General features: G+C 57.4%; 16 protein-coding genes. 14 read left to right on the forward strand and 2 right to left on the reverse strand.

Annotation, left to right across the window (positions count from 1 at the left end):
- Positions 1–15 precede the first annotated feature (15 nt).
- Both murB and ACI7MX_RS17060 read left to right on the forward strand, forming a co-directional pair.
- Positions 16–1035, forward strand: a complete 1020-nt coding sequence (gene murB / locus ACI7MX_RS17055) for a UDP-N-acetylmuramate dehydrogenase (RefSeq protein WP_314490290.1) — start codon at positions 16–18, stop codon at positions 1033–1035.
- A 54-nt stretch (positions 1036–1089) separates the two neighbouring features.
- Entirely contained in the window at positions 1090–1701 is a 612-nt protein-coding gene (locus ACI7MX_RS17060) for a hypothetical protein (RefSeq protein ID WP_405591394.1), read from the forward strand.
- Between the two features lie 72 nt (positions 1702–1773).
- Here the strand turns inward: ACI7MX_RS17060 and rne are convergent, their stop codons facing one another.
- On the reverse strand, positions 1774–5058 hold the full coding sequence (rne, locus tag ACI7MX_RS17065; protein ID WP_405591391.1) for a ribonuclease E: 3285 nt from the start codon (positions 5056–5058) through the stop codon (positions 1774–1776).
- A gap of 712 nt (positions 5059–5770) precedes the next feature.
- Between rne and rluC the strand changes: the two genes are divergently transcribed.
- Genes rluC through sppA form a run of 3 tightly spaced genes read left to right on the forward strand, consistent with a single transcriptional unit; the run spans position 5771 to position 8392 of the window.
- Positions 5771–6730 carry a 23S rRNA pseudouridine(955/2504/2580) synthase RluC gene (rluC, locus tag ACI7MX_RS17070; RefSeq protein WP_314493025.1) on the forward strand — a complete coding sequence of 320 codons (960 nt, stop codon included), beginning with the start codon at positions 5771–5773 and terminating at the stop codon, positions 6728–6730.
- Positions 6720–7382 carry an HAD-IA family hydrolase gene (locus tag ACI7MX_RS17075; protein ID WP_314493028.1) on the forward strand — a complete coding sequence of 221 codons (663 nt, stop codon included), beginning with the start codon at positions 6720–6722 and terminating at the stop codon, positions 7380–7382. Before rluC ends, ACI7MX_RS17075 begins: the two co-directional genes overlap by 11 nt.
- A 20-nt stretch (positions 7383–7402) precedes the next feature.
- Positions 7403–8392: a signal peptide peptidase SppA gene (sppA, locus tag ACI7MX_RS17080; protein ID WP_314493031.1), complete on the forward strand. Its 990-nt coding sequence runs from the start codon at positions 7403–7405 to the stop codon at positions 8390–8392.
- Between the two features lie 210 nt (positions 8393–8602).
- Here sppA and ACI7MX_RS17085 read toward each other — a convergent pair whose 3' ends face one another.
- The gene (locus ACI7MX_RS17085; RefSeq protein ID WP_405591386.1) at positions 8603–9181 is read right to left on the reverse strand and encodes a Maf family protein; all 579 of its coding nucleotides are present in this window, start codon (positions 9179–9181) and stop codon (positions 8603–8605) included.
- A gap of 105 nt (positions 9182–9286) precedes the next feature.
- On the opposite strand from ACI7MX_RS17085, the gene ACI7MX_RS17090 reads away from it, so the two are divergent.
- The 9 genes from ACI7MX_RS17090 to mltG all read left to right on the forward strand — a co-directional run bounded on the left by ACI7MX_RS17090 (position 9287) and on the right by mltG (position 16553).
- On the forward strand, positions 9287–9814 hold the full coding sequence (locus ACI7MX_RS17090) for a YceD family protein (protein WP_122783949.1): 528 nt from the start codon (positions 9287–9289) through the stop codon (positions 9812–9814).
- Positions 9815–9827: 13 nt separating this feature from the next.
- Positions 9828–10010 (forward strand): 50S ribosomal protein L32, encoded by a 183-nt coding sequence (rpmF, locus tag ACI7MX_RS17095; protein ID WP_003442519.1) that lies wholly within the window; start codon positions 9828–9830, stop codon positions 10008–10010.
- A 4-nt stretch (positions 10011–10014) separates the two neighbouring features.
- Complete coding sequence (gene plsX / locus ACI7MX_RS17100; protein ID WP_405591381.1) at positions 10015–11025, forward strand: phosphate acyltransferase PlsX; 1011 nt, start codon at positions 10015–10017, stop codon at positions 11023–11025.
- A 126-nt stretch (positions 11026–11151) separates the two neighbouring features.
- On the forward strand, positions 11152–12090 hold the full coding sequence (gene fabD / locus ACI7MX_RS17105; protein WP_405591378.1) for an ACP S-malonyltransferase: 939 nt from the start codon (positions 11152–11154) through the stop codon (positions 12088–12090).
- A 19-nt stretch (positions 12091–12109) separates the two neighbouring features.
- Positions 12110–12853 (forward strand): 3-oxoacyl-ACP reductase FabG, encoded by a 744-nt coding sequence (gene fabG / locus ACI7MX_RS17110; protein WP_405591375.1) that lies wholly within the window; start codon positions 12110–12112, stop codon positions 12851–12853.
- 191 nt (positions 12854–13044) lie between these two features.
- Positions 13045–13281: an acyl carrier protein gene (acpP, locus tag ACI7MX_RS17115; RefSeq protein WP_122783953.1), complete on the forward strand. Its 237-nt coding sequence runs from the start codon at positions 13045–13047 to the stop codon at positions 13279–13281.
- Between the two features lie 111 nt (positions 13282–13392).
- Complete coding sequence (gene fabF, locus ACI7MX_RS17120; RefSeq protein ID WP_405591371.1) at positions 13393–14637, forward strand: beta-ketoacyl-ACP synthase II; 1245 nt, start codon at positions 13393–13395, stop codon at positions 14635–14637.
- A complete protein-coding gene (gene pabC, locus ACI7MX_RS17125) occupies positions 14637–15455 on the forward strand; it encodes an aminodeoxychorismate lyase (protein ID WP_405591368.1) in 819 nt (272 codons plus the stop codon). The genes fabF and pabC overlap by 1 nt, the downstream gene beginning before the upstream one ends.
- A gap of 3 nt (positions 15456–15458) precedes the next feature.
- Positions 15459–16553 (forward strand): endolytic transglycosylase MltG, encoded by a 1095-nt coding sequence (gene mltG / locus ACI7MX_RS17130; protein ID WP_405591365.1) that lies wholly within the window; start codon positions 15459–15461, stop codon positions 16551–16553.
- The last annotated feature ends 3 nt before the right edge of the window (positions 16554–16556 follow it).

The raw sequence follows: 16556 nt of genomic DNA on the forward strand, positions 1-16556 counted from the left end.
GCTGAAGGGGCGCTTATGAGTTTGCAGTTGCAGGTCAATGCCTCGCTCAAACCGTTTAACAGTTTCGGTGTGGACGTGCGCGCCACCCTGTTTGCCGAGGCTCACAGCGATGACGATGTGCGCGAGGCCTTGCAGTGCTCGGTGCAGCGCAATCTGCCCCTGTTGGTTATCGGCGGCGGCAGCAATTTGCTGTTGACGGCCGACGTACCTGCTTTGGTGGTGCGCATGGCGACCCGTGGGATTCGTCAGGTCGAATGCGACGGTGAACGTGTGGTGATTGAGGCCGAAGCGGGCGAAGTGTGGCACGCCTTTGTGCTGTGGACGCTTGAACAGGGCCTGTGCGGGCTGGAAAACCTTAGTTTGATTCCCGGCACCGTTGGCGCTGCACCCATGCAGAATATTGGTGCTTATGGCGTTGAGATCAAAGACGTCTTTGCGGGGCTGACCGCGCTTGATCGTCAAACGGGCGAGTTGCGTGATTTCACCTTGGACGAATGCAACTTTGGCTACCGTGACAGCGTGTTTAAACAGCAGGCAGGGCGCTGGCTGATTCTGCGGGTGAGGTTTGCCTTGAGCCGCGCCCCACGCTTGCGTCTGGAATACGGCCCAGTTCGCCAGCGTCTGAGCGAGCAAGGCATCGAGCAGCCGACGGCGACCGATGTGAGCCGTGCCATCACGAGCATTCGCAGCGAAAAACTGCCTGACCCTGCGGTACTGGGCAATGCCGGTAGTTTCTTCAAGAATCCGGTGGTGTCTGCTGCCTTGGCTGCTGAATTGAGGCTGGCGCACCCCGATTTGATCGGCTACCCGCAAGCCGATGGCCGAGTGAAGCTGGCGGCAGGTTGGTTGATCGAAGCAGCAGGCTGGAAGGGCTTCCGAGAGAACGATGCCGGGGTGCACCGCTTGCAATCTCTGGTGCTGGTCAACTATGGCTCGGCCACCGGCTTGCAGTTGCTGGCGCTGGCGCAGCGTATTCAGGCAGACATCGAACAGCGGTTCGCGGTGCAGCTCGAGATGGAACCTAACCTGTATTAATGGAGCCAGCCTGACGTATGTATGCATGCGCAGGCTTTTCGGTCTGGATCATCAATGAAGTCTCTTCCTGCTGTGTCGCTAGCGCTCTGTCTGGCGACGTTAACCGGGTGCACGACCGCCCCGCCCAAAGACCAGGGCAATCTCTGTTCGATCTATCGTCAATATCCGGCCTGGTACAAGGACTCGGTAGCGATGGAGAGTAAGTGGGGCACCCCTCCCCATATCGCGATGGCAATCATGAAGCAGGAAAGCAGCTTTGTGGCCGATGCACTTCCGCCCCGTGCCTACCTTTTGTGGGTTATTCCGTGGGGCAGGGTCAGCCCTTCCTACGGGTACGCGCAGGCTCAGCCGCCCGCCTGGAGCGATTTTGAACGAAGTATGGGCAGTGGCGGTTCGCGCGATGACTTTGGTGACGCCATCATGTTTATCGGGTGGTACGTGGCGGGCACCCAGCAACAATTGGGCATTTCCAAGTGGGATGCCTATAACCAGTATCTGGCGTACCACGAAGGCCGGGGTGGTTTCAGCCGTAACACCTATCGGGCAAAACCCTGGTTGAGGCAAGTGGCGCGCAAAGTCGATCAGCAGGCTAAAACCTACGGCGCGCAGCTCAATCAGTGCCGGGGCGAACTGGAGCGAGAACGTCGCTCTTTCTGGTTCTTTTAGAAACTGAAACACGGCGCATAAAAAAAGCCCCGCCAGTTCAGAACTGGCGGGGCTTTTTAGTGGACTTCAGAATCAGGCGAGGGGTTTAGGCTCGTGCTCTGCTTCGGGGGCTACGGTTTCGCTGGCTGCTTGAGCGGCAGCAGCAGCAGCTGCAGCTTCACGCTTGCGGCGACGCACTTCGCGTGGATCGTTAGGCGCTCGACCGTTGCTTGGCTGAGTGCTGACAACCGGTGCGGCCACTACCACTTCAATCACTTCGGTCGTTACTACAGTTTCAGCCGGAGCGGTTACAGCAGTCTCGATCACCGTGGCTTCAGTGACAACAACTTCAGCAGCAACGGGTGCAACTGGAGTCGGAGCCGGAGCAGTTTCTACGGCGGCAGGCTCGGCAATGGGCTCGCGAACAACGCGTGCTTCCTTGACGTGCTCAGGCGCTTTTTCGAAGACTGGCTTATCGGCTGCCGGCGCTTCTGCACGTGGCGCTTCTACTGCCGGCGCTTCAATGACCGCTTCAGCCACTGGTTCTGGCGCAGCAACCGGGGCTTCGATGGCAGGTGCAGGCTCAGCAGTAGCCTTGATTTCAGGTTCTGCTGATACCTGTGCAGCCACTTCAACTTCAGGTGCCTTGACAGCTTCGATTGCTGTTACCGCTTCAACCACAGGTGCTTCGACATTCGGAGCTTCAGCGGCTGGCGCTTGAACCGAAGGCGTCTCAACCACGGGTGCTTCTACCGCAGGGGACTCGACGATTGGCGCTGTAACAATAGCAACGGCAGTCGTTTGGGCTTCAGCAGCCACAACGGTTTGGGCCAAGGCCGAGTCGTGGTTGGCTTGGGTAGCGCGTTCAGCTTGCTGATGAGCCTCGGCTTCAGCGGGTGCGCTGATGACCGAGCTCGCAACGGCTTCAGTGACAGCCAGACCGGCAGCCAGTTCAGCGGTGGTTGCTGGAGCGTTTTCGCCGTTGGATTCTTCGCTTTGCTCTTCAGAGCCTTCAATCACGTTGCCATTGGCATCGCGTTGACGTTCGCGACGGTTGCTGCGGCGACGCTGACCCCGTGAGCGGCGGCGTGGGCGTTCGCCTTCGGCGTTCTCCTGCGACTCGTCCTGGGTTTGTGCTTCGCTGGACAGTACTTCTTCGTCTTCAGGTGCGGCGACCGGCTGAACTTCGCGTGGTGCACGTTCTTCGCGCGGAGCGCGTGGTTGACGTTCTTCACGCGGCGCACGGGCTGGGCGTTCTTCTTCGGTAGCCACGGCTGCAGGCGCCACGACAGGAACAGCGTCCAGAGGCTCACGCAGTTCGCGAACACGCTCTTCACGGGCTTCGCCGCGTGGTTTACGGTCTTCACGAGGAGCACGTGGTGCCCGTGGTGCACGTTCTTCACGCGGAGCACGTTCTTCGCGAGGAGCGGTTACAACCGGCGTTTCTTCGCGTGGAGCGCGTTCTTCACGTGGAGCGCGTTCTTCGCGTGGGGCACGTTCTTCGCGAGGTGCGCGTTCTTCACGAGGCTTGCGCTCTTCGTCGCGGCGGCCATTGCGATTACGGCTTTGCTGGCGGCCATTGCGACGCTCTTCGTTGCGTGCAGGGCGCTCAGGTGCCGCTGGTTTTTCAGCGACAGCAGGTGCGGCCGGCTCTTCTTTGGAGGCGAACAGGCTGACCAGTGACTTCACAAGGCCTTTGAACAGGCTTGGTTCAGCGATGCTGGCAGTCGGCGCAGGTGCCGCAGCGGCAGTTGCAGTGCTGGCTTCAGTCGGTACCGGAGCCGAAGCGCGCGGCGGAGCTGTTTTGACGGCTGCTTCCTGGCGAACCAGGGTGCGGGTCGCAGCGGCCGGTTGAACTTCTTCAACTTCGGCGGCAGCGGCAGCAATTTCGTAGCTGGACTGGTTGGTGTTGGCTTCCGGGCTGTCATCACGCAGGCGCTGAACTTCGAAGTGCGGCGTTTCGAGGTGATCGTTCGGCAGGATGATGATGCGGGCGCGAGTGCGCAGTTCGATCTTGGTGATCGAGTTGCGCTTTTCGTTCAGCAGGAAAGCCGCCACCGGGATTGGCACCTGAGCGCGTACTTCAGCCGTACGGTCTTTCAGGGCTTCTTCTTCGATCAGGCGCAGGATGGCCAGCGACAGCGATTCAACGTCACGGATGATGCCGGTGCCGTTGCAACGTGGGCAAACGATGCCGCTGCTTTCGCCCAGCGATGGGCGCAGGCGCTGACGGGACATTTCCAGCAGGCCAAAGCGCGAGATACGGCCCACTTGAACACGGGCACGGTCTGCTTCCAGGCATTCGCGGACTTTTTCTTCCACTGCGCGCTGATTTTTAGCCGGTGTCATGTCAATGAAGTCGATGACGATCAGGCCGCCAATGTCGCGCAGGCGCAACTGACGGGCGATTTCTTCGGCGGCTTCAAGGTTGGTTTGCAGTGCGGTTTCTTCGATATCGCTGCCTTTAGTGGCGCGCGCCGAGTTGATGTCGATGGACACCAGGGCCTCGGTCGGGTCGATAACGATGGAGCCGCCGGAAGGCAGTTCAACGACGCGCTGGAAGGCGGTCTCGATCTGGCTTTCGATCTGGAAACGATTGAACAGCGGAACGCTGTCTTCGTAGAGTTTGATTTTGCTGGCGTACTGCGGCATCACCTGGCGGATGAAGGTCAGGGCTTCGTCCTGAGCTTCAACGCTGTCGATCAGCACTTCGCCGATGTCCTGGCGCAGGTAATCGCGAATGGCGCGGATGATCACGTTGCTTTCCTGATAGATCAGGAATGGCGCGGAGCGATCCAGCGAAGCTTCTTTAATGGCGGTCCACAGTTGCAGGAGGTAGTCGAGGTCCCACTGCATTTCTTCGCTGCTGCGGCCAAGGCCGGCAGTGCGCACGATCAGGCCCATGTCGGCAGGGGCGATCAGGCCGTTGAGGGCTTCACGCAGTTCGTTGCGCTCTTCGCCTTCAATGCGACGGGAGATGCCGCCAGCACGCGGGTTGTTTGGCATCAGTACCAGGTAACGGCCAGCGAGGCTGATGAAGGTGGTCAGGGCTGCGCCCTTGTTGCCGCGCTCTTCTTTCTCGACCTGCACGATGACTTCCTGGCCTTCGCTCAGGACGTCCTTGATGTTGACGCGACCTTCAGGGGCTTTCTTGAAGTACTCGCGGGAGATTTCTTTGAGGGGCAGGAAGCCGTGGCGCTCAGAGCCGAAATCGACAAAGGCAGCCTCAAGGCTTGGTTCGATGCGAGTAATACGGCCTTTGTAAATATTGGCTTTCTTCTGCTCGCGTGCACCCGACTCGATGTCCAGGTCGTAGAGGCGTTGGCCATCTACCAGTGCAACGCGCAACTCTTCAGGTTGAGTTGCGTTAATCAGCATTCTTTTCATGTTGTACCGTCGGTTTCCGGGCTACCGGAAACGGCGTTCGGCACACACGACTTCTCACGGTCGGTGTCAGGTGCGTCAGGAGTAGTTGGCCACTCCAGTGTCCAGCGAGGTTCGACCAATGGGGGCGAAGTCGCGACTTACGCTTCCTGCTTGCTGTGGTGACTTAAGTTAAGCACTCAGTCAGGAGGAGGAATCAACCAGCGGCTGTGGACGAGATGAAGCGTCTTGAAAAAGCCTAGTGCTACACAGTCCGACGGTTGTGCATCTCCACCCTACACGTATCCCTGATAATTCGGGTGCTGCCGCGCGCAGAATCCGCAGCGGGTTGGCATTTACCGTGTTCTCCAAAAGGGGAGTTCACGCATCATGGCTAATAAAGGCGAAGTTTCCGAAGCATTCGCTCGCATTACCGGCAGCTGACTGCACTTTGTGAACTGGCCGTGAATATCGGCGTAAAAGGCGAGTTTGCACTCTGCTTTCCAGGCTCGCTTCAGGCCTCATGTCACCTGCGCTTGTTACAACTCCAAGTGGTGCGTATACAGCAAAAGCCCCGTAGGACGGCCTCGCGTCCTGATCAAGAGCGTTGGTCAGGGTCGGTGAATCACCGTTAATCCTCTGTCCAGGCCGCTTTTGGCGGCGTTCGCGACTATAGCAGCAATGATTAAGTGCTTCAATTCCATAAAAAATTGTTATCATTCGCGGCATGACGACCACGACCCCCCCGACCCCCAGCGTTCAGCTGCTTGAGGTCTCGCCGGAATATGCCGGCCAACGCATCGACAACTTTTTACTTGCACGGCTCAAGGGTGTTCCCAAGACCTTGATTTACCGCATTTTGCGTAAAGGCGAAGTGCGTGTGAACAAGGGGCGGATCAAGCCCGAGTACAAGCTACAAGCGGGCGATATCATACGAGTGCCGCCGGTTCGCGTGCCTGAGCGCGATGAGCCGGTGCCTCTCGCTCAAGGCTTGTTGCAGCGTCTCGAAGCCGCCATTGTCTATGAAGACAAGGCGCTGATCGTGCTGAACAAGCCCGCCGGCATTGCTGTGCATGGCGGTAGCGGCCTGACGTTTGGTGTCATTGAAGCCTTTCGTCAGTTGCGTCCCGACGCTAAAGAACTTGAACTGGTGCATCGCCTGGATCGCGACACGTCCGGCCTACTGATGATTGCCAAAAAGCGCAGCATGTTGCGTCACTTGCATGCTGCGTTGCGGGGTGACGGTGTCGATAAGCGCTACATGGCTTTGGTGCGTGGTAACTGGGCGACGTCCATCAAGCAGGTGCGCGCACCCTTGATGAAAAGCAATCTGCGTTCCGGCGAGCGCATGGTTGAAGTCAATGAAGAGGGTAAGGAGTCGGTCACCGTTTTCAAGGTGCTGCGCCGCTTCGGTGATTTCGCCACCATGATTGAGGCCAAGCCGATTACCGGTCGTACTCACCAAATTCGCGTGCACACCTTGCACGCTGGGCATTGCATCGCCGGTGATACCAAGTACGGCGACGAAGATTTCTCCAAAGAAATTCGCGATCTGGGCGGCAAACGTCTGTTTTTGCATGCCTATATGCTGACTGTGCCGCTGCCCGAGGGCGGGGAGTTGAAATTGCAGGCGCCGGTAGATGAAATGTGGGCGAAAACCGTGGAGCGTTTGCTGAGTGCAGAATGACTACGCGCTGCTGATCTTTGACTGGGACGGGACGCTGGCTGACTCTATCGGGCGCATTGTCTCTGCCATGCAGGTGGCGGCGCAGCGTGCGGGGCATCCGGAACGTAATGATGAGGCGGTGAAGGGGATTATTGGCCTGGGGTTGCCCGAGGCCATCTTGACCCTTTATCCCGACATGACGCCTGAGCAGGTGGGTTCATTTCGCCAGCATTACGCCGATGTCTATATCGCTATGGATGCCCAGCCTTCGCCGCTTTTTGCAGGTGTTAAGGAATCGCTGGAGGCCTTCAGGGCTGAGGGCTATCGTCTGGCTGTCGCGACGGGCAAGGCCCGGCGTGGTCTTGATCGGGTGCTCAAGGCTAATGGCTGGGAAGATTTCTTTGACATCACTCGTGCAGCCGATGAGTCGGCCAGCAAGCCTGATCCTTTGATGCTGAACCAGATTCTTGCCCATTGCGATGTGCGGCCCGAGCAAGCCTTGATGGTGGGGGATGCCTCCTTCGATTTGCTGATGGCGCGTAATGCAGGCATTGATTCTGTTGCGGTGGGCTATGGTGCTCAGTCGATGCAAAGCCTGATGGCCTATGAGCCACGACTGGCCATTGAGCGTTTTACCGAGTTGCGTACCTGGCTGGATCGCCGGGTTAATTAAAGTCTTTGCTGGGGTAGAGCATGGTTGATCAATGGAAAGCGCCTTCCGAGGCAGAGCCGAGTGTCGGTGATGACAAGAGCTGGAAGCTTCTGGAAAAAACCTTGTTGGCGGGTATTCAGGAGCAGCGCCGTTCGCGTCGCTGGGGTATTTTTTTCAAGTTGCTAACCTTTTTCTATCTGATTGCCATGTTGTTTTTATTTACACCTTTGCTGGATATGGAGCGCAGCGCAACCAGTGGTTCGGGCTATACCGCATTGATTGATGTGCGTGGTGTGATTGCTGATAAAGAGCTGGCCAGTGCCGACAATCTGGTGACCAGTCTGCGGGCTGCGTTCGATGATCCAAAGGTCAAGGGTGTCATTCTGCGCATCAACAGTCCGGGCGGCAGCCCTGTCCAGTCGGGTTATGTCTACGATGAGATTCGTCGCCTGCGTGGCTTGAAGCCGAACATCAAGGTGTATGCGGTCATTTCCGATTTGGGGGCTTCCGGCGCTTATTACATTGCCAGTGCGGCTGATGAGATTTATGCGGACAAGGCCAGTCTGGTTGGTTCGATTGGTGTGACGGCGGCGGGCTTTGGTTTCGTGGGCGCCATGGAGAAGCTGGGTATTCAGCGCCGTGCTTATACCTCGGGCGACCATAAGGCCTTCCTTGATCCGTTCGAGCCTGAAAAACCGGACGAGACCAAGTTCTGGCAGGGCGTGCTGAATATCACTCACGAGCAGTTCATTGCCAGCGTGAAGCAGGGTCGAGGCGATCGTCTAAAGGATAAGGACCATCCTGAGCTGTTTTCCGGTTTGGTCTGGACGGGTCAGCAGGCGCTGCCGTTGGGCTTGATCGATGGGTTGGGCAACGCCAGCTCGGTCGCTCGCGATGTGATCGGCGAAAAAGAGCTGGTGGACTTCACCGTGGAGGAGTCTGCGTTTGATCGCTTCTCTAAAAAACTCGGTGCCAGTGTGGCTGAGCAATTGGCGATGTGGATGGGCTTTCAAGGGCCTACGCTGCGCTGATTGGCAGTGATGCGCACAAAAAAACGGCCTTCGGGCCGTTTTTTTGTGCGGGATCTGTAGCCGCTGACGAGGAACGAAGGCTGCGATCGGCCGCGAAGCGGTCGCAAAATGGGATGTGTGGGTGCGTCAGGTTCTACGACCGCTTCGCGCTCGATCGCAGCCTTCGTTTCTCGTCAGCGGCTACCCGATTTGGTTGTCCCCTTTTTTCACTCAGGGGATAGCAACCCCTTCTGCTATCAGCATGTCGACCAGGCGGATCAGTGGCAGGCCGACCAGGCTGGTGGCGTCCTCGCCTTCTGTGCGCTGAAACAGGCTGACGCCCAGGCCTTCTGCCTTGAAGCTGCCGGCACAGTCATACGGCTCCTCGGCGAGCAGGTAGCGTTCTACCTGCTCTGGGGTGAGGTTGCGCATGTGAACGGTAAAGGGGATGCAGTCGGTCTGATAATGGCCTGTCTGACTATTTAGCAAGGTAAGGCCAGTCAGGAAGCTGACGCTGGCGCCGCTGGCATTCAGCAGTTGTTGGCGTGCCTTGTCGAAGGTGTGCGGCTTGCCGATGATCTTTCCGTCCAGCACAGCGACCTGATCAGAACCGATGATCAGGTGTTTGGGGTGGCTGCTGGTCATTGCTTGCGCCTTTTCCAAAGACAGGCGTTTGACCAGATCAATGGCGGATTCGCCGATTTGATGGCTCTCATTGATGTCCGGTGAGCTGCACGTGAAGGGTAAGCGCAGGCGAGACAATAAATCGCGGCGATAAACCGAGCTTGAAGCGAGTAATAAAGGTAGCATGCGCGACTCCTGTGGGTTGCTGGCGATTCTAATGGTCGTACGCGATGTCGCACAGGCACAATTTCCTTTGACACGTGAAGGGGTCCTCCCTAGAATGCTGCGCCTATGTTGAATGACCCGATTCCACCTCACGTTGACCCGCGCAAATTGGCTGATCGTGGCACTACCCTTCAAGGTGAAGTGTTGCTGGCTGATTTGGAGAGACTCTGCGATCCGCTTTCCGACGATGTCGGTGCGGTCCAGGCTAAATTTGTTTTTGAGCGCGACGAGCGAAGATCTGTGGTCATACACAGCTCCATCGACGTCGAGGTCAAGATGGTTTGCCAGCGTTGTCTTGAGCTGGTCACCCTGCCGATCCACAGCGAGTGCAGTTATGCTGTGGTGAAAGAGGGTGCGAATACCCAGTCGTTACCGAAAGGTTATGACGTGCTGGAACTGGGCGAAGATCCATTGGATCTGCATGCACTGATCGAGGAGGAGCTTTTGCTCGCCTTGCCCATTGTGCCTGCTCATCATCCGGAAGAATGCCAGCAGCCGGCGGGTCTCGATGAGCCCGAGCCAGGCGAGGACGAGGTAACGCGGTCCAACCCGTTCAGTGTATTGGCGCAGTTAAAGCGTGACCCAAACGTTTAGGAGTTAATCAATTATGGCTGTTCAGCAGAACAAAAAATCCCGCTCTGCCCGTGACATGCGTCGTTCGCACGATGCTCTTTCGGCTAGCACTCTGTCTGTAGAAAAAACCACCGGTGAAATTCACCTGCGTCACCACGTATCGCCAGAAGGCGTATACCGTGGTCGTAAAGTGATCGACAAGGGCGCTGACGAGTAATCACTTGTCTGTCCAGGTCATCGCGATCGACGCAATGGGCGGGGACTTCGGTCCCCGCAGCATTGTTCAGGCATGTATTGCTTGCCTGTCAGCTACTCCCTCGTTACACCTGACCCTCGTCGGTCAACCTACCGAACTTGAATCCTTGATTGCCAGCTATTCGGCTGTTGATCGCTCGCGCCTGACCATTGTCCCTGCTACAGAAATCATTGCCATGAATGAGCGTCCTTCGCATGCATTGCGCAGCAAGCCGGATTCTTCCATGCGCGTGGCCCTGCAATTGTTGCGTGACGGTCAAGTTCAGGCCTGTGTCAGTTCCGGCAACACCGGCGCGTTGATGGCGTTGTCGCGCCATGTGCTGAAAACCTTGCCGGGCATTGATCGTCCGGCCATGGTCGCGGCGATCCCTACGCAAACCGGCTACTGTCAGTTGCTGGACTTGGGCGCCAATGTTGATTGCAGTGCGCAGCAGTTGTTTCAGTTTGCGGTGATGGGGTCGGTGGCGGCTCAGGCGCTGGGTATTCTTCGTCCGCGAGTGGCTTTGCTTAATGTTGGCACAGAGGACGTCAAGGGTAATCAGCAGGTCAAAGAGGCGGCGGCTTTATTGCAGGCGGCGGCAGGTCTGCATTACATCGGCTTTGTTGAAGGCGATGGGGTGTACCGGGGTGAAGCGGACGTGGTGGTGTGCGATGGGTTTGTCGGCAATATTTTGCTCAAATCCAGCGAAGGTCTGGCGACGATGATTTCGAGCCGGATTGAGGCTGAGTTCAAGCGCACGCTGTTCGGACGGTTTGTAGGTGTGCTGGCGTTGCCGTTGATGCGTCGTTTGCAGGCTGAGTTGGCGCCTTCGCGGCACAATGGGGCAAGCTTGCTCGGTTTGCAGGGCATTGTGATCAAGAGTCACGGTTCGGCAGGTGCTCAGGGCTTTCAAAGTGCGATAGAACGCGCGCTGATTGAAATCCATGAAGACCTGCCAAAGCGTTTGTATGGGCGCCTTGAAGGGTTGTTGCCGTAGGCGTTTTACCTGCCGGGCGCTTAAATGTGACTGCCCGGTCAAATCAGCCATCCAACTGTCAGTTTCTTGCGTCCGCCAAGGCGAGACGTCAATTCTCCGACGACAAGATCATTAGGGGCTTGTTACATGTCTACATCCCTCGCATTCGTCTTTCCAGGGCAGGGTTCGCAGTCCCTCGGCATGTTGGCCGAGTTGGGCGCGGAGCACCCGCTGGTTCTGGACACCTTTAAAGAAGCGTCTGATGCTCTGGGTTACGACCTGTGGGCGTTGACTCAAAACGGTCCAGCTGAAGAACTGAACCGAACGGATATTACCCAGCCTGCCATTCTGACCGCCTCGATTGCCTTGTGGCGTCTGTGGCTGGCAGAGGGTGGCAAGCGTCCTGATTTCGTTGCGGGCCATAGCCTGGGCGAATATAGCGCGTTAGTGGCTGCCGACTGCTTGAGCCTGGCTGAGGCCGTCAAACTGGTCGAGCGTCGTGGTCAGTTGATGCAAGAAGCTGTTCCGGCCGGTCAAGGCGCCATGGCTGCCATTCTGGGGCTGGATGATGCGGTTGTTCTGCAAGCCTGTGGGGATGCCGCTCAAGGTGAAGTGGTGAGCGCGGTTAACTTCAACTCCCCGGGCCAGGTCGTCATTGCCGGGGTCAAGGCTGCTGTTGAGCGCGCCATGGCGCTGTGCAAGGAGGCGGGTGCCAAGCGTGCCTTGCCACTGCCGGTGAGTGTGCCTTCGCACTGCGAGCTGATGCGTCCTGCTGCCGAGCGTTTTGCCGAGTCCATCGAAGCGATCGACTGGAAAATGCCGAGCATTGCGCTGGTGCAGAATGTCAGTGCGGCCGTTGCCGCTGATCTGCCAACGCTCAAGCGTGATTTGCTTGAGCAGCTGTATAAGCCTGTGCGCTGGGTTGAATCGGTTCAGGCGCTGGCAGCCAATGGCCCTGTTGATTTGGTTGAATGCGGCCCGGGCAAAGTCCTGGTGGGCATCAGCAAGCGTTGCGCTGAAGGCGTAACGACACACAACTTGAATACACCCGATGCATTCGCCGCTGCGCGTGCGGCGCTGGTCTGAAGAATTAGGAGAAGCCTGCATGAGCTTGCAAGGTAAAGTTGCACTGGTAACGGGCGCGAGCCGTGGCATTGGCCAGGCAATCGCATTGGAGTTGGGTCGTCAGGGCGCCATTGTCATTGGCACTGCGACTTCGGCTTCGGGTGCCGAGCGTATCGCTGCCACACTGAAAGAAAACGGTGTTGAAGGCACCGGCATGGAACTCAATGTCACCAGCGATGAATCCGTGGCTGCGGTGCTGGCGAGCATTCAAACACAGTTCGGTGCGCCGGCGATTCTGGTCAATAATGCCGGTATCACCCGCGATAACCTGATGATGCGCATGAAAGATGACGAATGGCATGACGTTATCGATACCAACCTGAACAGTCTGTTCCGCCTGTCCAAGGGCGTTTTGCGCGGTATGACCAAAGCCCGTTGGGGACGAATTATCAGTATTGGCTCTGTAGTGGGTGCCATGGGCAACGCAGGCCAAGTAAACTACGCCGCCGCCAAGGCAGGTCTGGAAGGTTTCAGCCGCGCGCTGGCACGTGAAGTGGGCTCGCGCTCGATCACTGTCAACTCGGTTGCTCCCGGTTTTATCGACACTGATATGACCCGTGAGCTGCCAGAAGCTCAGCGTGAAGCCTTGCAAACACAGATTCCGCTGGGGCGTTTGGGGCAGGCTCAAGAGATCGCCAGTGTGGTCGCTTTCCTGGCTTCAGACGGTGCAGCGTACGTGACAGGAGCTACAATTCCAGTCAACGGCGGGATGTACATGAGTTAAATGTGACGGCCTGTTTGAAAAAAATGTCATACGTGCTGTCCAAAATCCGTTATAAAGCTGCAATCTTTTTATAGGCGGCGGGTCATTGCGGTGTGAGTGCAAAGCTTTCAGTTGAAAAACTGAAAAGCCTTTCGATACACTTGCCCACTGGCCAGCTGCCTGAATTTGTCCATTAGGAGTGAAAACAAGGTATGAGCACCATCGAAGAACGCGTCAAGAAAATCGTAGCCGAGCAACTGGGCGTTAAAGAAGAAGAAGTTGTTAACTCGGCTTCCTTCGTTGAAGACCTGGGTGCCGACTCCCTTGACACCGTTGAGCTTGTGATGGCTCTGGAAGAGGAATTCGAGACTGAAATTCCTGACGAAGAAGCTGAAAAGATCACTACTGTACAAGCAGCTATCGATTACGTTACTAGCCACCAGGCGTAATAGTTTGTAATCGCTGTTTGCTGTCATGGAAAAACCGCACTGCCGCTCTGGCGTGCGGTTTTTTCTTTAGGTGTGATGCAAAGTGTCGTCAATAGAATAAAGGAGAGTGCTGTGTCGCGTAGACGCGTCGTAGTCACCGGTATGGGGATGTTGTCGCCACTGGGTGCGGATGTACCTAGCACCTGGCAAGGCATTCTGGCAGGCCGAAGTGGCATTGGTCTGATCGAACACACAGATCTTTCTGCCTATTCCACCCGTTTTGGCGGCTCGGTTCAGGGCTTTAACGTTGAGGATTACCTCTCCGTCAAAGAGTCCAGAAAACTTGACCTGTTTATTCAATACGGTCTGGCAGCCGGGTTTCAGGCTGTGCGCAATTCCGGCCTTGAAGTCACGGATGCCAATCGTGAGCGCATCGGTGTGGCCATGGGGTCGGGTATTGGTGGTTTGACCAATATTGAAGAAACCAGCCGCATTCTGCATGAGCAAGGCCCGCGACGGATTTCGCCGTTTTTTGTGCCTGGCTCGATTATCAATATGATTTCCGGTTTTCTGTCTATCCATCTGGGTACACAGGGGCCTAACTACGCCATTGCCACAGCCTGTACCACAGGTACTCACTGTATCGGCATGGCGGCGCGCAATATTGCATACGGCGAAGCCGATGTAATGATTGCAGGCGGCTCTGAAATGGCCGCCTGTGGTTTGGGCATGGGCGGCTTCGGTGCCTCCCGTGCGCTGTCCACGCGCAACGATGATCCGACTCGCGCCAGCCGTCCATGGGACAAAGGCCGTGATGGCTTTGTACTGGCTGACGGAGCCGGTGCGCTCGTGCTTGAAGAGCTTGAGCACGCCAAGGCACGTGGCGCGACCATCTACGCTGAGCTGATTGGTTTCGGGATGAGCGGGGACGCTTATCACATGACCTCACCGCCCGAAGATGGCGCGGGTGCTGCACGCTGCATCACCAATGCATTGCGCGATGCCCGGATCAATCCTGATCAGGTTCAGTACATCAACGCTCACGGTACCTCGACACCGGCAGGCGATTTGGCAGAAGTCGCTGCGATCAAGTCAGTGTTTGGTGATCACGCCTACAACTTGGCCGTCAGCTCGACCAAGTCGATGACCGGTCACTTGTTAGGTGCAGCAGGCGCGGTTGAGGCGATTTTCAGCGTGCTGGCGATCAACAGCCAGATTGCTCCGCCGACCATCAATCTGGATGAGCCGAGCGAAGGCTGCGACCTTGACTTCGTACCGCACACCGCCCGCGAAATGTCGATCGATGTGGTGCTGAGCAACTCGTTCGGTTTTGGTGGCACCAACGGCTCGCTGGTGTTCCGCCGGTACGCCGAGTAATGCACAGTTGGGTCGACGGTCAGCCAGCGCATGCGTTAGCGTCGCTCAAAGACCGTGGGCTGGCTTACGGCGATGGTCTGTTTGAGACCCTCGTCGTCAAGGCTGGCCAACCGCTGCTGCTGGACCTGCACCTGCAGCGTCTGGCGCAGGGGTGCTCCCGCTTGGCAATCGTTGCGGATCACTCATTGATCCGCAACGAATTGCTGACCTATGCGCAAGCGATGGGCGAGGGCGTCCTCAAGCTGATTGTGACCCGTGGCGACAGCCTGCGCGGTTACAGCGCTTCACCTGAGGCTCTGCCTCGACGAATTCTTCAAGCCAGTCCGCCTGCTGCCTACCCTGAGGCGAACGCCTTGCAGGGTATTCAGCTGTTTGACTGCGCCACACGTTTGGCCGAGCAGCCGCTGTTGGCCGGGCTTAAACACCTCAATCGCCTCGAACAGGTGCTGGCGCGTGCCGAGTGGCAAGACCCGGCCTACGCCGAGGGGTTGATGCGCGACACGTCCGGGCGAGTGATCGAAGGGGTGTTCAGCAACCTGTTTTTGGTGCGCGATGGCAACCTGTACACCCCCGACTTGCAACGCTGCGGTGTAGCCGGTGTGATGCGGGCTGCGCTACTGCTTGAAGCTGAGCGACAGGGTATCGCGTGCCACGTCACTGACCTCAGCCTTGCCCAACTGCGCCAGGCTGATGAACTCTTTGTCTGTAACAGCGTGTATGGCATTTGGCCCGTGCGGGCTTTTGCAGACCTGAGCTGGCCGGTGGGGCCGCTCACCCGTAAACTGCAAGGCATTGCTCGCACCCTATTGGATGTCTGATTCGTGAAACGTAATTTTTTGCTGCTGCTGGAGACCGGTCTGGTGCTGGCAGGCTTGCTGCTGGGCGCCAGTGCGTGGAAGCTCAATTCGGCGGTGGAGCAACCCCTCAACTTGACCCAGGAGCAACTGCTCGACGTTCCGGCCGGTGCAACACCGACGGGAACGTTCAATCGTCTTGAGGCGGACAACACCTTGCACGATGCCTTCTGGCTGCGTCTGTATTGGCGCTTTAACCTTGAAGGTCAGCCGTTGCACAGTGGTGAGTACCGGATGACACCCGGCATGACCGCCCAGGACCTGATTGGCCTGTGGCAGCGCGGTGACGTTGTGCAATACAGCTTGACGCTGGTAGAAGGCTGGAACTTCCGTCAGGTGCGCAGCGCTCTGGCCAAACATGAAAAAATTGAACAGACCCTCGACGGTCTGAGCGACAGCGAGGTGATGGCCAAGCTCGGCCATGCAGGTGAATTTCCTGAAGGCCGATTTTTCCCTGATACCTATCGCTTTGTCCGTGGCATGACCGATGCGCAGCTTTTGGAAAAAGCCTACGGGCGCCTTGAAAAAGTATTGGCAGAGGAATGGGAGCAACGAGCGTCCGATCTACCCTATGCGACGCCCTATCAAGCGTTGATTATGGCTTCGCTGGTCGAGAAGGAAACGGGTGTGCCCCAGGAACGTGGGCAGATTGCCGGGGTTTTTGTGCGCCGCATGAAAATCGGCATGCCGCTACAAACCGATCCAACGGTGATTTACGGTTTGGGAGAGCGTTACAGCGGTAAATTGACCCGTGCTCATCTGCGTGAGCCAACGCCCTACAACACCTACACCATTCCCGGCCTGCCGCCGACACCGATTGCCATGGTGGGGCGTGAGGCCATTCACGCCGCTTTGCATCCGGTCAGTGGCAGCAGCCTTTACTTCGTCGCCAAGGGCGACGGCAGCCACACGTTCTCAGATGATCTGGATGCGCATAATAATGCCGTTCGCGAATTCCAGATAAAGCGTCGTGCCGACTACCGCTCAAGCCCCTCGCCGACACCCGCCGCTGAGCCGGCGAGCCCTGCGGCCGAGCCGCAAAGCCCGAATGAAACTGATTAAGGA

Origin of the sequence: Pseudomonas sp. 2024-210 (genome assembly GCF_045062345.1) — a bacterium.
Classification (GTDB): domain Bacteria; phylum Pseudomonadota; class Gammaproteobacteria; order Pseudomonadales; family Pseudomonadaceae; genus Aquipseudomonas.

What these genes read in the sequence shown, in the direction of transcription:
- murB (WP_314490290.1), top strand. Translation starts at nt 16, where the DNA reads ATGAGTTTGCAGTTGCAGGTCAATGCCTCGCTCAAACCGTTTAACAGT.
- ACI7MX_RS17060 (WP_405591394.1), top strand. Translation starts at nt 1,090, where the DNA reads ATGAAGTCTCTTCCTGCTGTGTCGCTAGCGCTCTGTCTGGCGACGTTA.
- rne (WP_405591391.1), bottom strand. Translation starts at nt 5,058, where the DNA reads ATGCTGATTAACGCAACTCAACCTGAAGAGTTGCGCGTTGCACTGGTA.
- rluC (WP_314493025.1), top strand. Translation starts at nt 5,771, where the DNA reads ATGACGACCACGACCCCCCCGACCCCCAGCGTTCAGCTGCTTGAGGTC.
- sppA (WP_314493031.1), top strand. Translation starts at nt 7,403, where the DNA reads ATGGTTGATCAATGGAAAGCGCCTTCCGAGGCAGAGCCGAGTGTCGGT.
- ACI7MX_RS17085 (WP_405591386.1), bottom strand. Translation starts at nt 9,181, where the DNA reads ATGCTACCTTTATTACTCGCTTCAAGCTCGGTTTATCGCCGCGATTTA.
- ACI7MX_RS17090 (WP_122783949.1), top strand. Translation starts at nt 9,287, where the DNA reads ATGTTGAATGACCCGATTCCACCTCACGTTGACCCGCGCAAATTGGCT.
- rpmF (WP_003442519.1), top strand. Translation starts at nt 9,828, where the DNA reads ATGGCTGTTCAGCAGAACAAAAAATCCCGCTCTGCCCGTGACATGCGT.
- fabD (WP_405591378.1), top strand. Translation starts at nt 11,152, where the DNA reads ATGTCTACATCCCTCGCATTCGTCTTTCCAGGGCAGGGTTCGCAGTCC.
- fabG (WP_405591375.1), top strand. Translation starts at nt 12,110, where the DNA reads ATGAGCTTGCAAGGTAAAGTTGCACTGGTAACGGGCGCGAGCCGTGGC.
- acpP (WP_122783953.1), top strand. Translation starts at nt 13,045, where the DNA reads ATGAGCACCATCGAAGAACGCGTCAAGAAAATCGTAGCCGAGCAACTG.
- pabC (WP_405591368.1), top strand. Translation starts at nt 14,637, where the DNA reads ATGCACAGTTGGGTCGACGGTCAGCCAGCGCATGCGTTAGCGTCGCTC.